Genomic DNA, 18397 nt, shown 5'->3' with positions numbered 1-18397 from the left:
CGGCGGGCACCCCGTGAGCGTGCCCGGGGTCCGTCGCGCTCGCCCGCTCCCGAGATCTTGGTACGAAACGGCCCCCCGAGGGGCCATCCCGTACCAAGATCTCGGGCCGCTCCATCGATCTTGGACTTGTGGTGCCTCGCGTAAGCCGCGAACCGGGCATCTGAGGCGCCACAACTCCAAGATCGGCGGGGCGGGGCGGGGTGATGCCGCCACCTCGGCGTAGTGGAGTTGATCAGGCCGGGGGTTCGGCTACGTAGGTGCCTCGGCCGGGCTGGCCGGTGATCAGCTCGCGATCGTGCAGCAACGACATCGCCCGGTAGGCCGTGTTCATGTGGACGCCGTAGGACTCGGCCAACTCGCGGGTCGAGGGCAGCCGGTCGCCCGGCTTCAGCTCGCCACTCTTGATCTTCGCGGCGATGTCGTTGGCGATACGGCGGAACGGTGCTTCTGCTGTGGGCATGGTGGGGACTCCGGTTGGTTCGGCGAATCCGATCCTGCCCTACCTGCACAAGTAACTGCAACAAGTTGCCCAGCGCGTCGAGAGTGGAGGCTCGCGCGTAACCAGATACTGGTGTAGGTTGAGTCGCGTCCGGCTCCGGTTGGTTCGGCAAACCTCGGGAGTCGGACCCGGATTGGGCTCCGGGGTCGTACCGCCGAACGGGCTGCGGTCTCGGGGTCGGCGGCCCGCCCGCGTCCCCTGTCTGCGGGCGGGCCGCCTCCACGGCTCGGTGAGGAGGATCGGCGTGCGAAACGTGCTCAACCTGTTCCAGTCGGCGCGGCGTAACCGGACCCGGAGGCCGCCGAACCAGGGCTGGTACCGCTCGGAGTCGTGCCGGCCGCTGAGCGTCGGGCAGATCCGCGAGCGGAAGTTCCGCACCGTGCGGCACGGACTCGACCCGGCGGAGGTGCACGCCTTCCTCTACCGGGTGGCCGGTGACCTGGCGCTGGCCCGGCGCGACGCGTCCCGGTACGCCGAGGAGAACACCCGCATCAAGGCGGCGCTCAAGAGCTGGCAGTCCCGGTTCACGCCGGGCGCGCAGCGGTGAGCCGGGAGCGGTTCGTCGTACACCTGCCGGTTCTCGCGGCCGACCTCGACGGCGCGCGCGGGTTCGCGCGGGCCATCTGCCGGGCGCTCGGGTTCCTGGCCGACGTGGAGCGCGCCGGGACGACCGTGTCGCGGAAGGACGATCAGTCGGTACGCCACTGGGTCTGGTGCGACCGGCCGCGTGACGGTGGCCGGCGATGCGCACGGGCGGCCGACCATGACGGGGAATGCGGCGGGCGGTGACCGGCGCGATGGCGTGGGCCGACATTCCCGGCGAGGTGCGCGTGGTGGGTGCGGCCATCCCGGGTCGGCGCGGTTACGTGCCGATGTCCGGCGTTGTAACGAGCGGCCATCCTGTCCCGGGCACTTGTGTGCGCCGACCACATAGCCCGTGGGTGACGTCACTTCTAGCGTGAGCCGACAACTGACATTCCCCCTGTCCTCACCTGGAGTCGCAATGACGATCCGGCACACGCGACGGGTGTTCCTTACCGCCGCCACCTCGGTGGCGGTCGTTCTGGCTGCCACGGCCTGTGGCAGCCCGCAGGACACCGCATCCGGCGGCGGCGACGCCGCCGCCCCGGTCAAGGTCGGTCTGGTCTACTCCCAGTCCGGGCCGCTCGCCAGCTACGGCAAGCAGTACATCGAGGGCTTCAAGGCCGGCCTCGACTTCGCCACCAAGGGCACCGGCAAGGTCGGTGACCGCACGATCGAGGTGACCGAGGCCGACGACGCGGGCGACCCGGCCAAGGCCGTGTCCGCCGCGAAGGACCTGATCGGCAAGGGTACGAAGATCATCGCCGGGTCCACCTCCTCCGGGGTGGCGCTCCAGGTCGCGCCGATCGCCGCGCAGAACAAGGTGCTGTTCATCTCCGGCCCGGCCGCGACGGACGCGGTGACCGGCGCGAACAAGTACACGTTCCGTTCCGGCCGGCAGTCGTGGCAGGACGTGGTGACCGCCCGTTCGTTCATCGGCGACGCGGGCGGCAAGAAGGTCGTGGTGTTCGCGCAGGACGGCGCGTTCGGCGACGCGAACGAGGCCGCCGTCAAGGCCGTCATCGGGGGCGCGGGCGCGAACGTGAGCAGCGTGCGGGCCCCGGCCAGCGCCACCGAGTTCACGCCGTTCGCCAGCCAGATCAAGGCCGCCAAGCCGGACCTGCTCTTCGTCGCCTGGGCCGGCACCACCGCCGGCGCCATGTGGCAGACGCTCGACCAGCAGGGCGTCCTCGCCTCCACCACCGTCGTCACCGGCCTGGACATCCGCGCCTCGTGGCCGACGTTCGGCGCGGCCGGCAGCAAGATCTCGTTCCTGTCGCACTACTTCGACGGCGCCAGCGACACCGAGGCCGCGAAGGCCGCGAAGGCGAAGGTGCCGGGCGGCACGCTCGACCTGTTCCACCCGGACGGGTTCGCCGCCGCGCAGATGGTCGTCCGGGCCGTGCAGGAAGGCGGCGACGACGTGGAGAAGATGGTCACCGCGCTGGAGGGCTGGGAGTTCGAGGGCGTCAAGGGCACCATGAAGATCCGCGCCGAGGACCACGCCCTGCTCCAGCCGATGTACCAGGCGAAGCTCTCCGGCAGCGGCACCACCTTCACGGCGACCGCGCAGAAGTCGCTCACCGGTGACGAGAGCGCGCCGCCGGTCGCGCAGATGAAGGGCTGACCGATGCTCGCCACCCGCGGTCTGACCTGGCGGATCGGTGAGGTCGCCATCGTCGACTCCGTCTACCTCGATCTGGCGCCGGGGGAGTTCCTCGGCGTGATCGGGCCCAACGGCGCCGGCAAGACCTCCCTGTTCAACCTGATCACCGGCCTGCGCCGGCCCACCGAGGGCACGGTCCTGCTGGACGGCGCGGACATCACCGCGCTTGCGCCGCACCGGCGTGCCCGGCTCGGACTGGGGCGTACCTTCCAGGCGTCCTCGGTCTTCGGCTCGCTCAGCGTGCGGGAGAACGTCCGGCTCGCCGTACAGGCACACCGGGGTGGCTCGATGAAGCTGTGGCGGCGGGCGGCGGCCGACCGGGAGGTGGCCGCCGCCGCCGACGCGGCGCTCGACCGGGTCGGCCTGCACTACAGGGGTACGGCGCTCGCCGGCACCCTGGCCCACGGCGAGAAGCGCAAGCTGGAGATCGCGCTGCTGCTCGCCGGGGAGCCCCGGGTGATGCTGCTGGACGAGCCGATGGCCGGGGTGAGCGCCGAGGACGTGCCCGAGCTGGTCAGCGTGATCAAGTCGCTGACCGGGGACAGCGGCCGGGCGGTGCTCATGGTGGAACACCACATGGACGTGATCCTGGAACTGGCCGACCGGATCGCCGTGATGCACCACGGCGCGCTGCTGGCGTGCGACACCCCGGAGACGGTGATGGCGAACGCCACAGTGCAGGAGGCGTACCTGGGGGAGGCGCTCTGATGGCGGAACCTGTCCTGTCCGTGGCGGACCTGTCCGTGCGGATCGCCGGGCTGCACATCCTCCAGGGCGTGTCGTTCGAGGTCGCGCCGACCGGCGTGACGGTGCTGCTCGGGCGCAACGGCGTCGGCAAGACCACCACGCTGCGCGCGATCGTCGGGCTGACGCCGCGCGGCGGCGAGGTGCGCGGCAGCGTACGCATGGGGGCGCGCAGCCTGCTCGCCCGCCCCACCCACCGGCTGGTCCGCGACGGCCTCGGCTACGTGCCGGAGGACCGCTGCGTCTTCGCCGGGCTCACCGTCGCGGAGAACCTGCGGCTGGCCGAACGGCGCGGTGTCGCGCCCGCGTACGACAAGGTCTTCTCGCTCTTCCCGGAGCTGGAGCGGCGCGGACGGCAACGGGCCGGCTCGCTGTCCGGCGGGCAGCAGCAGATGCTCGCGATCGGCCGGGTGCTGCTCAACGACAACCGGCTGCTGCTCGTCGACGAGCCGACGAAAGGGCTGGCGCCGAAGGTGGTGACCGAAGTGGCCGAGGTGCTGGAACGGGTCGCGGAATCCGTGCCGGTGCTGCTGGTCGAGCAGAACCTGGCGGTGGTACGGCGGCTGGCGACCGACGCGGTGGTGCTCTCCGCCGGGAAGGTCGCGTGGACCGGCGACGCCCAGGAGTTGCTGCTGGAGACCGCGCTGACGAAGTCGCTGCTCGGTGTGGGTTCCGGCTCCGGGGAGGTGCACGCGTGAACACCGTGGTCCTGCTGACGCTGACCGGGCTGGGCCTGGCGGCGCTGTACTTCCTCGTAGCCTCCGGCCTGTCGCTGGTGTTCGGCCTCGCCGACGTGCTCAACTTCGCGCACGGGCTGTTCCTCGGCGTGGGCGCGTACGCGACGTGGTGGGCCTCGGGCAACCTGCCCGGCGCCGGACCGGACGGGTTCGGCTTCGTGCTCGCCGTCGTCTTCGGCGTGCTGGCCGGTTCGCTCGTCGCCGTGCTGGTGGAGCTGGTGCTGATCCGGCCGCTCTACTCCCGCACCATCGAGCAGGTGCTCGTCACCGTCGGCCTGTCGCTCGCCGGGGTGGCGCTGCTCCAGGCCACCTGGGGCGCCGACCCGCGACCGTTCCCGCGCCCGGAGTGGAGCCGGAACGTGACGTCGGTGCTCGGCGCGCAGGTGCCGAACGCCGGGCTGCTGCTGATCGTCGCCGCCGCTGTGGTGCTCGGCGCGTTGCTGGCGTTCCTGCGCTGGACCCGGTACGGCCTGATCATCCGGGCCGGCGTGGAGAACCGGGAGATGGTGACGGCGCTCGGCATCGACGTGCGCAAGGCGTTCACGCTGGTCTTCGCGATCGGCGGGGCCGCCGCCGCGCTGGCCGGCGCGCTCGGCGGCGTCTACTTCGGCACCGTCTCGCCGGGGCAGGGCGGCTCACTGCTGATCTTCGCGTTCATCGTGGTGGTGATCGGCGGGATGGGCTCGGTGGTCGGGTCCGCGTACGCGGCGGTCGCGGTGGGGCTGCTGCAACAGTTCGTCAACTACTACGGCACGTCCGGGCTGGGCGACCTGTGCGTGGTCGGTCTGCTCGCCGTGGTGCTGCTGCTGCGTCCGCAGGGCCTGGCCGGAAAGGTGGCTCACGCATGACCAACTCGGTGGTCGACGCGCCTCCGGCGCAGGTGCCCGACGAACTGACCCCCGGGCGTTCCCGCTGGCACGGCCTGCGTCCGTACCTGCCGTTGGTGGCCCTGGTGGTGGCGGCGATCCTGCCGTACTCGACGCTGAACCTGCCCGGGATCTTCGAGGGGCCGCTCAACTCGCCGGGCACGCTGCAACTGCTCGCCATCTGCCTGGTCTTCGGCGGGCTCGCGGCCGGATACGACCTGCTGTTCGGGCGTACCGGAATGCTCTCCTTCGGCCACGCCCTCTACTTCGCCGCCGGCGTGTACGGCACCGACATCCTGGTCACCAAGGCCGGGCTGCCGCTGTGGCAGGCCGCCGTGCTCACGGTGATCGGCGGAACCACGCTCGCCGCGCTGCTCGGCGCGGTGGCGCTGCGCACCGTCGGCATCGCGTTCGCCATGGTGACGCTGGCGTTCGCGCAGGTCGGGGCGATCCTGGTGGCCCGCGACTTCGGCGGCCTCACCGGTGGCGAGGAGGGCCTGCCGCTGGACGTGTCGGGGCTGCCGGCTGCCTTGGTGGGGGTCACCAACACGGTGAACCTGTACTGGCTGGCGCTGGCGTACCTGGCCATGGTGGTCCTGGTCGTGCACCGGGTCAGCGCCTCGCCGACCGGGCGGGTGCTGGCCGGGCTGCGCGACGACGAGCGACGCATCGGCGTGCTCGGGCTCGACCCGTACCGGTTCAAGCTGGTCGCGTTCACGCTCGCCGGTGGTCTCGCGTCGGCCGGTGGGGTGGTCTACGTGCTGATCGTCGGCGGCGCCAGCCCGCACATCACGTCGTCGGAGCTGACGCTGTCGCTGCTGGTCATGGTGGTGCTCGGCGGTCCCGGTACGCGGTGGGGGCCGGTGCTGGGCGGCGTCCTGTACATGTACCTGGACCACCGGCTCACCGCGTTCGGCAGCAGCGACGCGGTGAACAGCCTGCCCGCGTTCCTCAGTCACCCGCTGAGCCAGCCGTTGTTCGTCCTGGGCACGGTGTTCATCCTGGCCGTCTACTTCTTCCCCGGCGGCCTGGCCAGCCTGCGCTCCCGCGTGACCCCCCTCCTGAAGGCCCTCCACCGCCCCCGCTGACCTCCGGCCCTCTCCCTCCACCCCGTTGATCAAGGAGTTTGTGTCCTGATTTCGCGGTTAGGATGACGCAAACTCCTTGATCAACGGGGAGAGCGGGGACAGCGGGAAGGGGAGCGGTCATGGGGGAGCGGCGGCTTGCTGTGGTCAGTGGGGGTGGGACCGGGATCGGGGCTGCCGTGGCGCGGGGGCTCGTCGGGGACGGGTTCGATGTTCTCGTGGTGGGGCGGCGGGGGGACGTGCTCGACGCCGCCGCACGCCGGATCGGTGCCGAGAGCGGGCGGGACGGGGCGGTCACGGCCGTCGTCGCCGACCTGACCGATCCGGGGCAGGTCGGCGCGGTCGTGGACGCCGTGGGTGAGCGCGCCGTGGACGCCGTCGTCAACAACGCCGGTGGATTCCTGGGCGGGTCCACCGATTCGCTCGGCGGGGTGGCGGACTGGTGGCGGGCCAACCTGGACGCCAACGTGCTCACCGCCGTACTGCTCACCGAGGCGCTGCTGCCCGCCCTGCGCCGCCCCGGCGGCCGGGTTGTCCTGCTCAGCTCGATCGCCGCGCAGCGCGGCGGCGGCGGGCCGTACTCGGCCGCGAAGGCCGCGCTGCACGGCTGGGCGTACGACCTGGCCGCCCAGCTCGGCCCGGACCAGATCACCGTCAACGTGGTGAGCCCCGGCTACGTGGCCGAGACTGAATTCTTCGGCGACCGGATGACGCCCGAGGGGCACGCCAAGCGCGTCGCCGCCACGCTCGTCGGCCGGGCCGGTGTGCCGGACGACATCGCGGCGGCGGTCAGCTACCTGGTCGGCCCGTCCGCCGGGTACGTCACCGGGCAGGTGCTCGGCGTCAACGGCGGTTCCGTACTCGGCCGCTGACACGCGGAAGGGACGGCCGCCCCCGCCGCTCCTGGTAGAAATGCCGGATGAGCCAGGATCGGACGGCCGTACGGGAACGCGCCGAGGCGGTGCTGCGGCGGCTGGCGGGTGACCACGCCCGGCTGCGCGAGGACCAGTGGCGGGCCATCGAGGCGCTGGTGGTCGACCGGCGGCGGGTGCTCTGCGTGCAGCGCACCGGCTGGGGCAAGTCGGCCGTCTACTTCGTGGCGACCGCGCTGCTGCGCGAGGGCAACCGGCACGGGCCGACGGTGATCGTCTCGCCGCTGCTGGCGCTGATGCGCAACCAGGTCGAGTCGGCGGCCCGCGCCGGCATCCGGGCCCGCACCATCAACTCGGCGAACCTGGACGAGTGGGACGAGATCACCGCCGAGATCCACGCCGGGGCGGTCGACGTGCTGCTGATCAGCCCGGAGCGGCTGAACAACCCGGACTTCCGCGACGGCGTCCTGCCGAAGCTCGCCGCCACCACCGGGCTGCTGGTGGTGGACGAGGCGCACTGCGTCTCCGACTGGGGGCACGACTTCCGCCCCGACTACCGGCGGCTGCGCACGTTCCTGGCCAACCTGCCCGAGCGCACGCCGGTGCTCGCCACCACCGCCACCGCCAACGCCCGGGTCACGCAGGACGTGGCCGAGCAACTGGGTGACGCGCTGGTGCTGCGGGGCACGCTCGACCGGGAGTCGCTGCGCCTGGGCGTACTCGATCTGCCGACCCCGGCGCACCGCCTGGCCTGGCTGGCCGACCACCTGGACCGGCTCCCCGGCTCGGGGATCATTTACACGCTCACCGTCGCGGCGGCCACCGAGACGGCCGACTTCCTGCGCCGCCGGGGCTGGTCGGTCGCCTCCTACACCGGGCAGGCCGAGGACGCCGACCGGCGGGCCGCCGAACAGGACCTGCTCGACAACAAGATCAAGGCGCTGGTCGCCACGAGCGCGCTCGGCATGGGCTTCGACAAGCCCGACCTCGGCTTCGTGGTGCACCTGGGCGCGCCGCCCTCGCCGATCGCCTACTACCAGCAGGTCGGCCGCGCCGGCCGGGCAGTCGAGCACGCCGAGGTGCTGCTCCTGCCCGGCGTGGAGGACGCGGCCATCTGGCGGTACTTCGCCTCGCTCGCCTTCCCGCCCGAGGAACAGGTCCGCGCCGTGCTGGCCGCGCTGGACACCGAGCGGCCGATCTCCACCCAGGCCCTCGAACCGGTGGTCGACCTGCGCCGGGCCCGGCTGGAGCTGATGCTCAAGGTGCTCGACGTGGACGGCGCGGTCCGCCGGGTGCGCGGCGGCTGGCTCGCCACCGGCGAGCCGTGGGTCTACGACGAGGCCCGGTTGCGGCGCGTCGCCGACGCGCGCGCCGCCGAGCAGCGGGCCATGCGGGAGTACGCCTCGACGTCCGGCTGCCGCATGCGCTACCTGCGGGAAGGGCTGGACGACACCGGGGCGGCCGACTGCGGGCGGTGCGACAACTGCGCCGGCCCGCTGTTCGAGGCAGCCGTCTCCGACGAGGCGCTGACCGCCGCGCAGACGTTCCTCGGGCGCCCCGGCGTCGCGATCCCGCCCAAGAAGCTCTGGCCCACCGGGTTGGACGCGGTCGGCGTACCCCTGAAGGGCCGCATCGCCCCGGCGGAGCAGGCGCTGCCCGGCCGGGCCGTGGGACGCCTCTCCGACCTGGGGTGGGGCGGGCGGCTGCGCGGGCTGGTCGGGCCGGAGGCGCCCGACGGCCCGGTGCCCGACGACGTGGTGGCGGCCGTGGTCGAGGTGCTGAAGGCGTGGGCGCACGGCGACGACCCGTGGCCCCGGCGGCCGGTGGGCGTGGTCGCGGTCGGCTCGCGGACGCGACCGCTGCTGGTGGGCTCGCTGGCCGAGCGGATCGCCGCCGTGGGCCGGCTGCCGCTGCTCGGCCACGTCGTCCCGGCCGGTCCGTCCGGCGGCGGCGGGCCGCGCGGCAACAGCGCCCAGCGGGTACGCGCGCTGCACGACGCCTTCCGCCTGCCGGACGAGCTGGCCGACGCGCTGCCGGGGCTGGACGGGCCGGTGCTGCTGGTGGACGACCTGGTCGACTCGGGCTGGACCATGGCCATGGTGGCGCGGCTGCTGCGCCGGGCCGGCGCGCCGGACGTGCTGCCGCTGGCGCTCGCGGTGGCCGCCTGACCCGTCGCGTCCGCGTGACAGGTCCCGGCCGTCGAAAAGTTCCCGGCGCGGCCGGAATGCGAGCGTCGCCACCGTCGGCGGACCGTCGGCGGAGCCGCAGGTGACCGGCGGTACCGTGGGGTCATGACCGAGCAGCTACCCGTCGTCCAGACGTACGCCGTGACCGGGATGACCTGCGAACACTGCGTCCGGGCGGTGACCGAGGAGCTGTCCGCGCTGCCCGGCGTCGAGGAGGTCCGGATCGATCTGGCCGGTGGCACCGCCACCGTCACCAGTGACGCCCCGCTGGCGGTCGAGTCGGTCCGTGCCGCCGTGGACGAGGCGGGTTACGAGCTGGTCGGCGGCGGTGCCTGAGTCGTCGTCCGGCACGTCCGGCACCGGCGTCGTCCCCGACGACGCCGTGACCGGCGCGACACCGCCCCGCGCCGGGGTGGCCGCGGGCGGCCCGGTCGCGGTGGATCGGGAGACGCTGCGGTTGGCCCTGGTGGTGGGCGGGCTCGTGCTCGCCGTGCTGCTCGGCTTCGGGCTCGGCCGGATGAACGCGCCCGCCGACCCGGCGCGGCCCGCAGCCACGGCGAGCGGGGCCACCACGGGCGACGGCGGCATGCACGCCCACGCGCCCGGCACCGGCGCGCACTCCCACGACGGCGCCACCGTCACCCAGGGCGGCGGCGACGGCGCGGCCGGGCTGTCGATCACCTCGGCCGGTTACACGCTGGTCCCGTCGAACGCCGAGCTGACCGCCGGCCGCGCCGGTGAGCTGCGCTTCCAGATCCGCGACGACAAGCGCCGCGCGGTCACCCGGTTCGCCGTGGTGCACGACAAGCCGATGCATGTGATCGTGGTGCGCCGTGACCTGAGCGGTTACCTGCACCTGCACCCCACGATGGCCGCCGACGGCAGCTGGTCGGTGCCGCTCGGGCCGATCGAGGCGGGCTCCTGGCGGATGTACGCGGACTTCACCGCCGTCGCCGACGACGGTGGACAGGTCGCCGTGGTGCTCGGCGCCGACCTGGCCGCGCCCGGCGCGTACCGGCCCCGGCCGTTGCCCGCCGCCGCGACGTCGGCCACCGTCGACGGGTTCACCGCCGCGTACACGGGCACCCCGGAGGTGGGACGCTCGGTGCCGCTGCGGTTCCGGATCACCGGCGCGGACGGCGGGGCAGCGCCGCTTCAGCCGTACCTCGGCGCGTTCGGGCACCTGGTCGCGCTGCGCGAGGGCGACCTCGGTTACCTGCACGTACACCCGGAGCCGGTGCGCGACGGCGACGAGGTGACGTTCTGGCTGACCGCGCCGGGGCCGGGCAACTACCGGATGTTCCTGGACTTCCAGGTCGGCGGCGTGGTGCGGACCGCCGAGTTCACGCTGACGGTGGCCTGAGCCCTCGGTCAGCCGGCGCGGCGGACCGGGCGGCGGGCCAGGTAGCGGAGCAGATCACGGATGTGGTGCTTCTCCTCGGCGGGCACGCTCGGGTCGGCCAGCCGGTCCAGGATCACCCGCACGTCGGCCTCCACCGGACCCTCCTCGGCACCTCGGCGGCGCGGCACCGGCCCGGCGTCGGGCAGGCCCAGCGCGCGGAACGCGGCCGCCACGGGCAGGTCGAGAGCGGCGCAGAAGCCGCGCACCTTGGCGAGTTCGGGGTAGTCCTGCCAGTCGCCGGCCAGCCAGCGGAACACCGTCGAGCGGCCGACTCCGGTGTGGGTGGCCAGATCGGTGACCGTCCAGCCGCGTTCCTCGCGCGCGTCGTCGATGGCCCGGCGTACGAAGCGCGCGAAGGCCATCTGCGGCGAAACGTCTGCCGAACCCATCCCTGTCGGATCTGCCCCTCCCGCCGGTGGCCCGGCTCTGTCGATCGAGCCTAGTACGCCGGGGCGCAGAAGTAACTGACTGATCGGTCCGGAGATCTCGTCGGCGGGACTCGGTGAATGCGGAAGCTTGCTTCGGGTAATGCGCTTCGGGTAATAGGCTGAGTGAACCCTGAGAATCGATGGAGGAGAAGCATGGCCGAGCCGGACCGTCCCGTACCGCATCGCCCCGGCGCGGTGAGCCTCTTCTTCGTGGCCAAGGCCGCGTTGTTCGCTCTCGGCTTCTGGATCTGGCTGCTGGTGCTGGCGGTACGCGGTGGCGAGGCGACCGGCGTACACCTGATCGCCGCGACCGGCGCGATCTGCACCACGCTGGCCTCGGTCGTGTTGGGAGCGCGGATGGCGTTGCAGCGCAACGCCGCCCTCCGGCATGCCGAGCTGAAGCGGATGCTCGTGGACATCTCGTGGAACGCCTTCGCCGCCGCCGGCAACGCCGAGCAGCTCGGCGGGAAGGTGGTGCCGTTCCCGACCGCGGCCGAGGACGGCGAGCGGCCCGCCAACCGTGGTGAGCGCGTGTCTGTGCTGGACCGGGGCGATCGCAACCGGGGCGACCGGGGGCGGTAGCGCGCCCCTCAGGCCCGCTCCGCCAGCAGCGTCTCCAGCCGGGGCGTCACGCCCCACTGGCCGACCAGCTCGCGATACTCGGCGCGCTGCCCGTCGGTCGGCGCTCCGGCCGTCCGGCGTGCCCGGATGAGCAGGTTGCGCGGCGTGTGCTGGGAGTCGACGAACTCCACCACCTCGGCGCGGTACCCGTGCAGGCGCAGCAGACCGGCCCGCAGCGCGTCGGTCAGCACGTCGGCGAACCGCTCCCGGAGGATGCCCTGCCGGGTCAGCAGCTCGTACGGTCCCGGCGCCGGGCGCGCCCGGAGCTGGGCGGCCAGGTCGTGGTGGCAGCAGGGCGCGGCGAGCACCCAGCGGGCGTCCCAGCGCACCGCCCGGGCCAGCGCCTCGTCGGTGGCGGTGTCGCAGGCGTGCAGCGCGAGCACCAGGTCCGGCGCCGGTTCGACGGGCGCCTCGGCGATGGTGCCGGCCACGAAGCTGACCCGGTCGGCCCAGCCCAGCCGCTCGGCCAGCTCGGTGTTGCGGCGGCGCTGGTCCTCGCGTACGTCCACGCCGACGAGTGTCACGTCCAGGCCGCGCCGCAGCAGGTAGCGGTAGGCGGCGAAGGTCAGGTACGCGTTGCCGCAGCCCAGGTCCACCACCCGCAGCGCGCCGGTGAGGTCGTCGGGCAGCGTCGCGGCCAGCGCGCGCAGGAACGCGTCGACCTGCCGGCGTTTGGCCGCCGAGCCGCCGATCTCCTTGAAGAGGGGATCACCCGGGTCGAGCAGCCACTCCTTGGCCCGGTCGTGCCGCTCCGGCTCGCCGGCGGTACGGCTGGCCGCCGCGCGGTGCACCTGCGCCTCACCGGACTTCGTCACCCGGAGCTGGATCGTGGCGTCGGCGGTCTCGACGTGCCAGTTGCCGAACGGCTCGGCGAGCAGTTCGTCCACCGCGGCGTCGGCCTCGGCTCCCGGCGCCACGTTGCGGGTGTGCGGCCGTGACCCGTCCGAGGTGGCGATCTGCAACCGGGGGCCGCTCTTGAGCGCGACCGGGCGCAGTTCCGCGCGTACCACCGAGGGACGCTGCCCACGACGCCGCCCGGCGGCCACCGCCCGGGTCAGCCCCGGCGCGAGCAGCAGCGTCCGTACCTCGGCGAGCGCCGATTCCAGCGCTTCCGGCATCCCTACCTACCTCTCCAGTTCTCCACCCACCCCGCCGACCTGGTTGATCATGAGGTTGGCCGTACGTGAGCACGGCGTGTCGCGCCGTCAACTTCATGATCACCGCGTGGGTCCGGCGGTCGTGGGACGGGGACGGCCTCCGGGACCGGGGTCCGGGAGGCCGTTTCCGTTGGTGTTCGTCAGTCGGCGTTGCTGGCTTCGGCGGGCGCGCCGGTGCTGCCGCTGCGGCGGCGACGACGGCGACGCGGCTTGCTCGCCGTCTCACCCTCCGCGGCCTGCGGTGCGGCGGGGGCCTCGGTCGAGCCCTCGGTGCTGATCACCGCGGTCGGCTCGCCGGCCACCGTCTCGCCGGCCCGGCGACGACGCCGCCGACGCGGCGTACGGGTCGCCTCGCCGTCCCCGGCCTCGGCCTGCCCGGCGGGCGCGTCCCCGCCGTCGCTCGCACGGCCCCGACCGCGGTCACCACGGTCACGGTCGCCGCGCTCGCGGCCCCGGCTGTCACCCCGACGCGCGCCCCGGCGTGCCCGGCCGCCGCCACCCAGGTCCTCCTCGACCTCGGCGGACAGCCCGGCGCGGGTGCGCTCGGCGGTCGGCAGCGTGCCGCTGACGTCGGTGGGGATGGCCAGGTCGGTGTAGAGGTGCGCGGAGGTGTGGTACGTCTCCGGCGGCTCGGGCATGTCCAGCCCGAGCGTCTTGTCGATGATCCGCCAGCGGGGCATGTCGTCCCAGTCGACGAACGTCACCGCGACACCCGTTGCCCCGGCCCGGCCGGTACGGCCGATGCGGTGGGTGTAGGTGTCCTGGTCCTCGGGGCAGTCGTAGTTGATCACGTGCGTGACGCCGGTGACGTCGATGCCCCGGGCCGCCACGTCGGTCGCGACCAGCGTGTCGATCTTGCCGGCGCGGAACGCCCGCAGCGCCCGCTCCCGCGCGCCCTGGCCGAGATCGCCGTGCACGGCGGCCACGGCGAAACCACGGAAGTCGAGATCCTCGGCGACCCGGTCGGCGGCCCGCTTCGTACGGGTGAAGATCATGGTCAGGCCACGGCCCTCCGCCTGGAGGATGCGCGCCACGATCTCGACCTTGTTCAGCGAGTGCGTGCGGTACGCGAGCTGCGTGGTCTGCGGGGACGGGCCGGTCTCGGCGGTGTGCCCGGCGTGGATCGTCACCGGCCGGCGCAGGAACCGCCGCGACAGCGCGACGATCGGGTCCGGCATGGTGGCCGAGAACAGCATGGTCTGCCGGTCCTCCGGCAGCATCGCCAGGATCTTCTCGACGTCGTCCAGGAAGCCCAGGTCGAGCATGCGGTCGGCCTCGTCGAGGACGAGCGCGCGGACCCGGTCGAGCCGCAGGTGCTTCTGCTTCTGCAGGTCCAGCAGGCGGCCGGGGGTGCCGACCAGGATCTCGACGCCCCTGCGCAGCGCCTCGATCTGCGGCTCGTACGCCACGCCGCCGTAGATCGGCAGCACCCGGACGCCCCGGGTGCGACCGGCGGCGTCGAGGTCCTTGGCGACCTGGATGCCCAGCTCACGGGTGGGTACGACGACGAGCGCCTGCGGGACGCCGTCGCTGCCCTCGGACGGGGCGAACACGCGCTCCAGCAGCGGGATGCCGAAGCCGAGCGTCTTGCCGGTGCCGGTCGGGGCCTGCCCGATCAGGTCGACGCCGCGCAGCGCGATCGGCAGCGCGTACTCCTGGATGGCGAAGGCGCGGGTGATGCCGGCGGCGGCCAGCGCCTCGACGGTTTCCTGCCGCGCGCCGAGCGCGGCGAACGTGGGTGCCTCCGGCGGGACCGGAGCGGTGGGGGCCAGTGGCTGGCCGGAAATCTGGTCGCTCATGTGGATGTGGGGGTGCCCTCTCGTGGTGCGCCCCTCATGTCCTCAGGGCGCGTTCGGTGTGTGGCGCGGGCCACGCGGTCGGGGGCGAATCGCCGAGCCGGACCGGGCCGCACGCGCGTCGGGGACCGGTCTTGATCAGCGAAGCTGACCGAATCGGTGCCCACGGCAACTGTCTCATCCTACCTGAACGGCCCCTGAGTCGTCCCGATTCCCAGGTGGTGGCCGTGCGCGCGGGGCGGCTCGATGTGACTTGAGTCACAGCATTGGCGCCGGTAGCCTGCGCTCGTGGCCGCCCCCGACCCCGCCGCGACCGGCTCTGCCGCCGCCGGTCCCACCGCCCCCGATCCCGCCGCGATCGACCTGTTCGGGCTCGTCGCGTACGGCGAACTGCTCGCCTTCGACCGCCTCGCCGCCGACGCCCGCCTCGCGCCCGACCTGGGCCGCCGCGCCGCGCTCAGCGAGATGGCCGCCGCGGAGATCGCCCACTATCGCTGGCTGACCGACCGCCTCGCCGCGTGGGGCGTCACCCCGGAGGAGGCGATGGTCCCCTACGTCGAGGCGCTGCGGGCGTACCACGACTCGACCGAGCCGCGGGACTGGGCGGAGGCGGTGACGAAGGCGTACGTGGGCGACGCGATCACCGACGACTTCCTGCGCGGGATCGCCGACGGCCTGGACGGGCCGGAGCGGACGCTGCTGCTCGACGTGCTGCACGACTCCCGGTACGCCGAGTTCGCCGCGGCCGAGATCCGGGCCGCGATCGAGGCCGATCCCCGGGCCGCGGGCCGGCTCTCCATGTGGGCCCGGCGGCTGCTCGGGGAGGCGCTGTCCCAGGCCGGCCGGGTCGCCGCCGCCGACCGGGGCGCGCTCAGCGCGTTGATCGGCCGGACCGGCGGGGACGTGCCGGGGCTGCTGCGCCGGCTGACCGAGGCGCACACCGCGCGGATGACGGCGGTCGGGCTGAACAACTGAGCCGCCGTGGCGGGAGGCCCGCCACGGCGGCCGGCGCCGCGGGAATCAGCGAACGGTGAACCCGACCGCGCGAGGCGACGCCTCGGCGATCTCGACGTAGGCGACCTTGCCGACCGGCACGATCACGCGCCGGCCCTTCTCGTCGGTCAGGGAGAGCGTGCCCTCGCTCCTGGCGAAGGCGTCGGTCACGATCTGCTCGATCTCGGCCGGCGACTGCGCGCTTTCCAGGACCAGCTCCCGCGGCGCGTACTGCACGCCGATCTTGACCTCCACTGTGCCTCCTCAACTGGGGCGAAAAAGCCACCGTGGGAAGGCTATCCGATCCGGCGGCCCGATGTTCAGGCTGACTCACCTTGCAGCGGGAAGCTGGCGATGCCCCGCCAGGACAGGGCCGCGACCAGCGCCTCGGCCTCCGCCTTGGGCACCTGACGGCCGCCGGCGAGCCAGAACTGGGCGGCCGTCTCGGCGGCGCCGACCAGGCCCGATGCGAGCAGCTCGGCGTGCGACCGGCTGACGCCGGTGTCCGAGATGATCGTGTCGGTGATGGCCGCGATGCAGCCCTGCTCGACCCGCTCCACCCGCTGCCGCACCGCCGGGTCGTTGCGCAGGTCGGACTCGAAGACCAGCCGGAACGCCTCGCTCTCGTGGTCGACGAAGTCGAAGTACGCGCGGACCGCGGCGCTGACCCGTTCCTTGTTGTCGCTGGTGCTGCTCATGGCGCCCTGCACGTTTGCCACTATCGCGTCACAGTGCGTGTCCAGCAGCGCCAGGTAGAGCTCCATCTTCCCGGGGAAGTGTTGGTAGAGCACCGGCTTGGAGACCCCGGCCCGCTCGGCGATGTCGTCCATCGCGGCGGCGTGGTAGCCCTGCGCGACGAACACCTCCTGAGCAGCGGCGAGCAGCTGCTTACGGCGTGCCGAGCGGGGCAGGCGGGTGGGCCGACCGGCGGTCTGTGCACCGTTCCCCACTGCGGTCATGGGAACCTCCGAGTATCTGCGTACGAGCCGGCACGTATCACCCGAACCGGTGCGGGTTCGTGAACCCGTCGCGGAATTGGCCCGCCGCTGTAACTTATCGCCACTGTCACCACACGGTAGCCTCAGCGGGGGCGACCAAGGAGCGCGCGGTGAGTGAAACAGGGCAACCCGGAGCCGCCACCCCGGGAGAGCACGGCGACGGGACGGGCCGGCAGGACGAACCCGCCCGTACCGGCGGCGGTTGGGCGCCCCCGCCGAACGGCTGGTCCCGTGGTGCTCCGGCGCCCGGCGGCTGGCCCTACGGCGATCTCGGCGGCTGGGCCGCCTCCTCGCCCCGGCACGGTGACCTGCCGGCTCCGCTACCCGGCCGACCGGAGCCGGGACCGGTGAACGGCCGCCACGTCAACGGCGTGCACCACGCCGGGGAGGAGTCGCGCGTGACCCGCCAGGCGCCGGTCAGTGCCCCGCCGGCGGACGAACCGCCCCGGCAGAGCGACGGCGAGCGGCTGGCCGTACCGGCCCCGCGACCGGTGCCCCCGGCCGAGCAGCAGGTGAACCCGGCCGACGCCGCCGGCTCCCGGCACGCCGCCGACGACCCGGCCGCCGCGCCCCGCTGGGCCGAGAGCGGCCCCGCCTCCGCGCCCCCGGCCCTGCAGGTGCCGCCGGTCGGCGCCGCCGCATCCGGCTTCGAGGTGCCACCGGGCTTCCACGCGCCGAACACCGAGTCCACCCCGTCGCTCTCCCGTGGCTGGGCCGACCGGGCGGCCGGCGAGCCGTCCGCCGACCCGGCCGGCCGTTCCGCGCAGCCCGTGGGCGACGTCCGCCCGCCGGACGGACCGGCGGGCGCCGCCGGGCCCCGGGCCGCCGCCGACTCCCGGGAGCCCGCCGCGGACGACCCGGGCGCCGGTGAACCCGACTGGTCCGGACCGTCCTGGAACCGCCCGAGCTGGGGCGACGGCTGGGCCCCGCCGTGGGCCCGCACCGGCGAGCCGGCGGCGCGCCGCGCCGCGGAGCCCGCCGACCGGCGCGAGCGGGAGGACGACACCGCCGGCCGCCGCGCCGCCCGCGACGACCGCTCGGCCCATGACGACCTTGCCAGCCACGACGACCGTGTCAGCCACGACGACCGCGCGGCCCACGACGACCGTGCCGGCCATGACGACCGCGCGGGCTGGGACGACCGGGCGGGCTGGGACGACCGGCCGGCCCGCGACGAGCGCGCGGCCGAGTGGGCGCCCGAGCCGGTGCGGCCGTACATGCCGGCCCGCGTCGAGCCGCCGTCCGGCTACGAGCCGCCCCGGCCCGAGCCGGTACGGCCGTACGAGCCGCTGCGCGCCGAGCCGGCCGCCGGACCGGAACCGACCCGGCCGTACGAGCCGGAACCGCCGCGTCAGTACGAGTCCGAGCCGGGCACCGGTCCGGAGCCGGCGCGTGAGGCGACCCGGCCGTTCCGGCTGGCCCGGGGCGACGGCGAGCCGCCGCACGGGTACGAGCGACCCTCGTGGGCCGGGCCGCCGGTGCCGGTCCCGCCGGTGAACCCGGCCACCGGTCCCGAGCCGGCGAGCGCCCCACCCGCCCCGGCCGGCGGGAAGACGCCCACGATTCCCTGCTATCCGATCGGAACCGCACACGACTGGACACCACCTACATTGAACTATTTCCTATGACTTCCAGCGTCTCCAAACAGACACAACCCGCAGGCCTGCAAATCAGGCTCAATGACATTCCGTTTCCCACGCCGGAGAGTACCCCTGCTTTATCGGGCATGGTGCGGCCTATGGACGCGCCATCTCCGCAAGTGCTC

20 protein-coding genes are annotated in these 18397 nt (G+C 73.6%); 14 read left to right on the top strand and 6 right to left on the bottom strand.

The window, feature by feature from the left end; translation table 11 throughout:
• Window positions 1-232: 232 nt before the first annotated feature.
• Window positions 233-460, bottom strand: coding sequence for a GntR family transcriptional regulator (locus HA073_RS27935; protein ID WP_069088015.1), 228 nt, complete (start codon window positions 458-460; stop codon window positions 233-235).
• A 283-nt stretch (window positions 461-743) separates the two neighbouring features.
• On the opposite strand from HA073_RS27935, the gene HA073_RS27930 reads away from it, so the two are divergent.
• The 11 genes from HA073_RS27930 (at window position 744) to HA073_RS27880 (ending at window position 10600) form a co-directional block, all read left to right on the top strand.
• On the top strand, window positions 744-1046 hold the full coding sequence (locus tag HA073_RS27930; RefSeq protein WP_043328146.1) for a DivIVA domain-containing protein: 303 nt from the start codon (window positions 744-746) through the stop codon (window positions 1044-1046).
• Complete coding sequence (locus tag HA073_RS27925; RefSeq protein ID WP_166457658.1) at window positions 1043-1288, top strand: hypothetical protein; 246 nt, start codon at window positions 1043-1045, stop codon at window positions 1286-1288. The genes HA073_RS27930 and HA073_RS27925 overlap by 4 nt, the downstream gene beginning before the upstream one ends.
• Before the next feature lie 214 nt (window positions 1289-1502).
• Window positions 1503-2708: a substrate-binding domain-containing protein gene (locus tag HA073_RS27920; protein ID WP_166457657.1), complete on the top strand. Its 1206-nt coding sequence runs from the start codon at window positions 1503-1505 to the stop codon at window positions 2706-2708.
• Between the two features lie 3 nt (window positions 2709-2711).
• The gene (locus HA073_RS27915; RefSeq protein ID WP_064446648.1) at window positions 2712-3455 is read left to right on the top strand and encodes an ABC transporter ATP-binding protein; all 744 of its coding nucleotides are present in this window, start codon (window positions 2712-2714) and stop codon (window positions 3453-3455) included.
• Entirely contained in the window at window positions 3455-4189 is a 735-nt protein-coding gene (locus HA073_RS27910; RefSeq protein ID WP_113973479.1) for an ABC transporter ATP-binding protein, read from the top strand. Before HA073_RS27915 ends, HA073_RS27910 begins: the two co-directional genes overlap by 1 nt.
• The gene (locus tag HA073_RS27905; RefSeq protein ID WP_043328154.1) at window positions 4186-5076 is read left to right on the top strand and encodes a branched-chain amino acid ABC transporter permease; all 891 of its coding nucleotides are present in this window, start codon (window positions 4186-4188) and stop codon (window positions 5074-5076) included. The genes HA073_RS27910 and HA073_RS27905 overlap by 4 nt, the downstream gene beginning before the upstream one ends.
• Window positions 5073-6182: a branched-chain amino acid ABC transporter permease gene (locus HA073_RS27900; RefSeq protein WP_166457656.1), complete on the top strand. Its 1110-nt coding sequence runs from the start codon at window positions 5073-5075 to the stop codon at window positions 6180-6182. Before HA073_RS27905 ends, HA073_RS27900 begins: the two co-directional genes overlap by 4 nt.
• A gap of 119 nt (window positions 6183-6301) precedes the next feature.
• Window positions 6302-7051 (top strand): SDR family NAD(P)-dependent oxidoreductase, encoded by a 750-nt coding sequence (locus HA073_RS27895; protein ID WP_043328158.1) that lies wholly within the window; start codon window positions 6302-6304, stop codon window positions 7049-7051.
• Window positions 7052-7098: 47 nt separating this feature from the next.
• Window positions 7099-9219, top strand: coding sequence for a RecQ family ATP-dependent DNA helicase (locus HA073_RS27890; protein ID WP_166457655.1), 2121 nt, complete (start codon window positions 7099-7101; stop codon window positions 9217-9219).
• A 123-nt stretch (window positions 9220-9342) separates the two neighbouring features.
• Window positions 9343-9573: a heavy-metal-associated domain-containing protein gene (locus HA073_RS27885; protein ID WP_043328162.1), complete on the top strand. Its 231-nt coding sequence runs from the start codon at window positions 9343-9345 to the stop codon at window positions 9571-9573.
• A complete protein-coding gene (locus HA073_RS27880; RefSeq protein ID WP_309228067.1) occupies window positions 9566-10600 on the top strand; it encodes a hypothetical protein in 1035 nt (344 codons plus the stop codon). Before HA073_RS27885 ends, HA073_RS27880 begins: the two co-directional genes overlap by 8 nt.
• A gap of 8 nt (window positions 10601-10608) precedes the next feature.
• Here HA073_RS27880 and HA073_RS27875 read toward each other — a convergent pair whose 3' ends face one another.
• Window positions 10609-11028 (bottom strand): helix-turn-helix domain-containing protein, encoded by a 420-nt coding sequence (locus tag HA073_RS27875; RefSeq protein WP_043328166.1) that lies wholly within the window; start codon window positions 11026-11028, stop codon window positions 10609-10611.
• 192 nt (window positions 11029-11220) lie between these two features.
• On the opposite strand from HA073_RS27875, the gene HA073_RS27870 reads away from it, so the two are divergent.
• Window positions 11221-11649, top strand: a complete 429-nt coding sequence (locus HA073_RS27870; protein ID WP_069088024.1) for a hypothetical protein — start codon at window positions 11221-11223, stop codon at window positions 11647-11649.
• Between the two features lie 8 nt (window positions 11650-11657).
• Here the strand turns inward: HA073_RS27870 and HA073_RS27865 are convergent, their stop codons facing one another.
• Window positions 11658-12806 (bottom strand): SAM-dependent methyltransferase, encoded by a 1149-nt coding sequence (locus tag HA073_RS27865; RefSeq protein WP_043328170.1) that lies wholly within the window; start codon window positions 12804-12806, stop codon window positions 11658-11660.
• A 179-nt stretch (window positions 12807-12985) separates the two neighbouring features.
• Window positions 12986-14644, bottom strand: a complete 1659-nt coding sequence (locus HA073_RS27860) for a DEAD/DEAH box helicase (protein ID WP_166457654.1) — start codon at window positions 14642-14644, stop codon at window positions 12986-12988.
• Window positions 14645-14929: 285 nt separating this feature from the next.
• Between HA073_RS27860 and HA073_RS27855 the strand changes: the two genes are divergently transcribed.
• Entirely contained in the window at window positions 14930-15616 is a 687-nt protein-coding gene (locus HA073_RS27855) for a ferritin-like fold-containing protein (RefSeq protein WP_043328173.1), read from the top strand.
• Between the two features lie 45 nt (window positions 15617-15661).
• Here the strand turns inward: HA073_RS27855 and HA073_RS27850 are convergent, their stop codons facing one another.
• Window positions 15662-15889 (bottom strand): DUF3107 domain-containing protein, encoded by a 228-nt coding sequence (locus tag HA073_RS27850; RefSeq protein WP_030502928.1) that lies wholly within the window; start codon window positions 15887-15889, stop codon window positions 15662-15664.
• A gap of 65 nt (window positions 15890-15954) precedes the next feature.
• Window positions 15955-16593, bottom strand: coding sequence for a TetR/AcrR family transcriptional regulator (locus tag HA073_RS27845; protein WP_030502929.1), 639 nt, complete (start codon window positions 16591-16593; stop codon window positions 15955-15957).
• A gap of 149 nt (window positions 16594-16742) precedes the next feature.
• Between HA073_RS27845 and HA073_RS30785 the strand changes: the two genes are divergently transcribed.
• Complete coding sequence (locus HA073_RS30785) at window positions 16743-18260, top strand: hypothetical protein (protein WP_305070230.1); 1518 nt, start codon at window positions 16743-16745, stop codon at window positions 18258-18260.
• The last annotated feature ends 137 nt before the right edge of the window (window positions 18261-18397 follow it).

Source organism: Micromonospora sp. CMU55-4 (genome assembly GCF_011602315.1).
Lineage (GTDB): Bacteria > Actinomycetota > Actinomycetes > Mycobacteriales > Micromonosporaceae > Micromonospora > Micromonospora chalcea.
The sequence above is the reverse complement of the archived record's forward strand: the minus strand, read 5'-3'. Positions and strand labels throughout refer to the sequence as shown.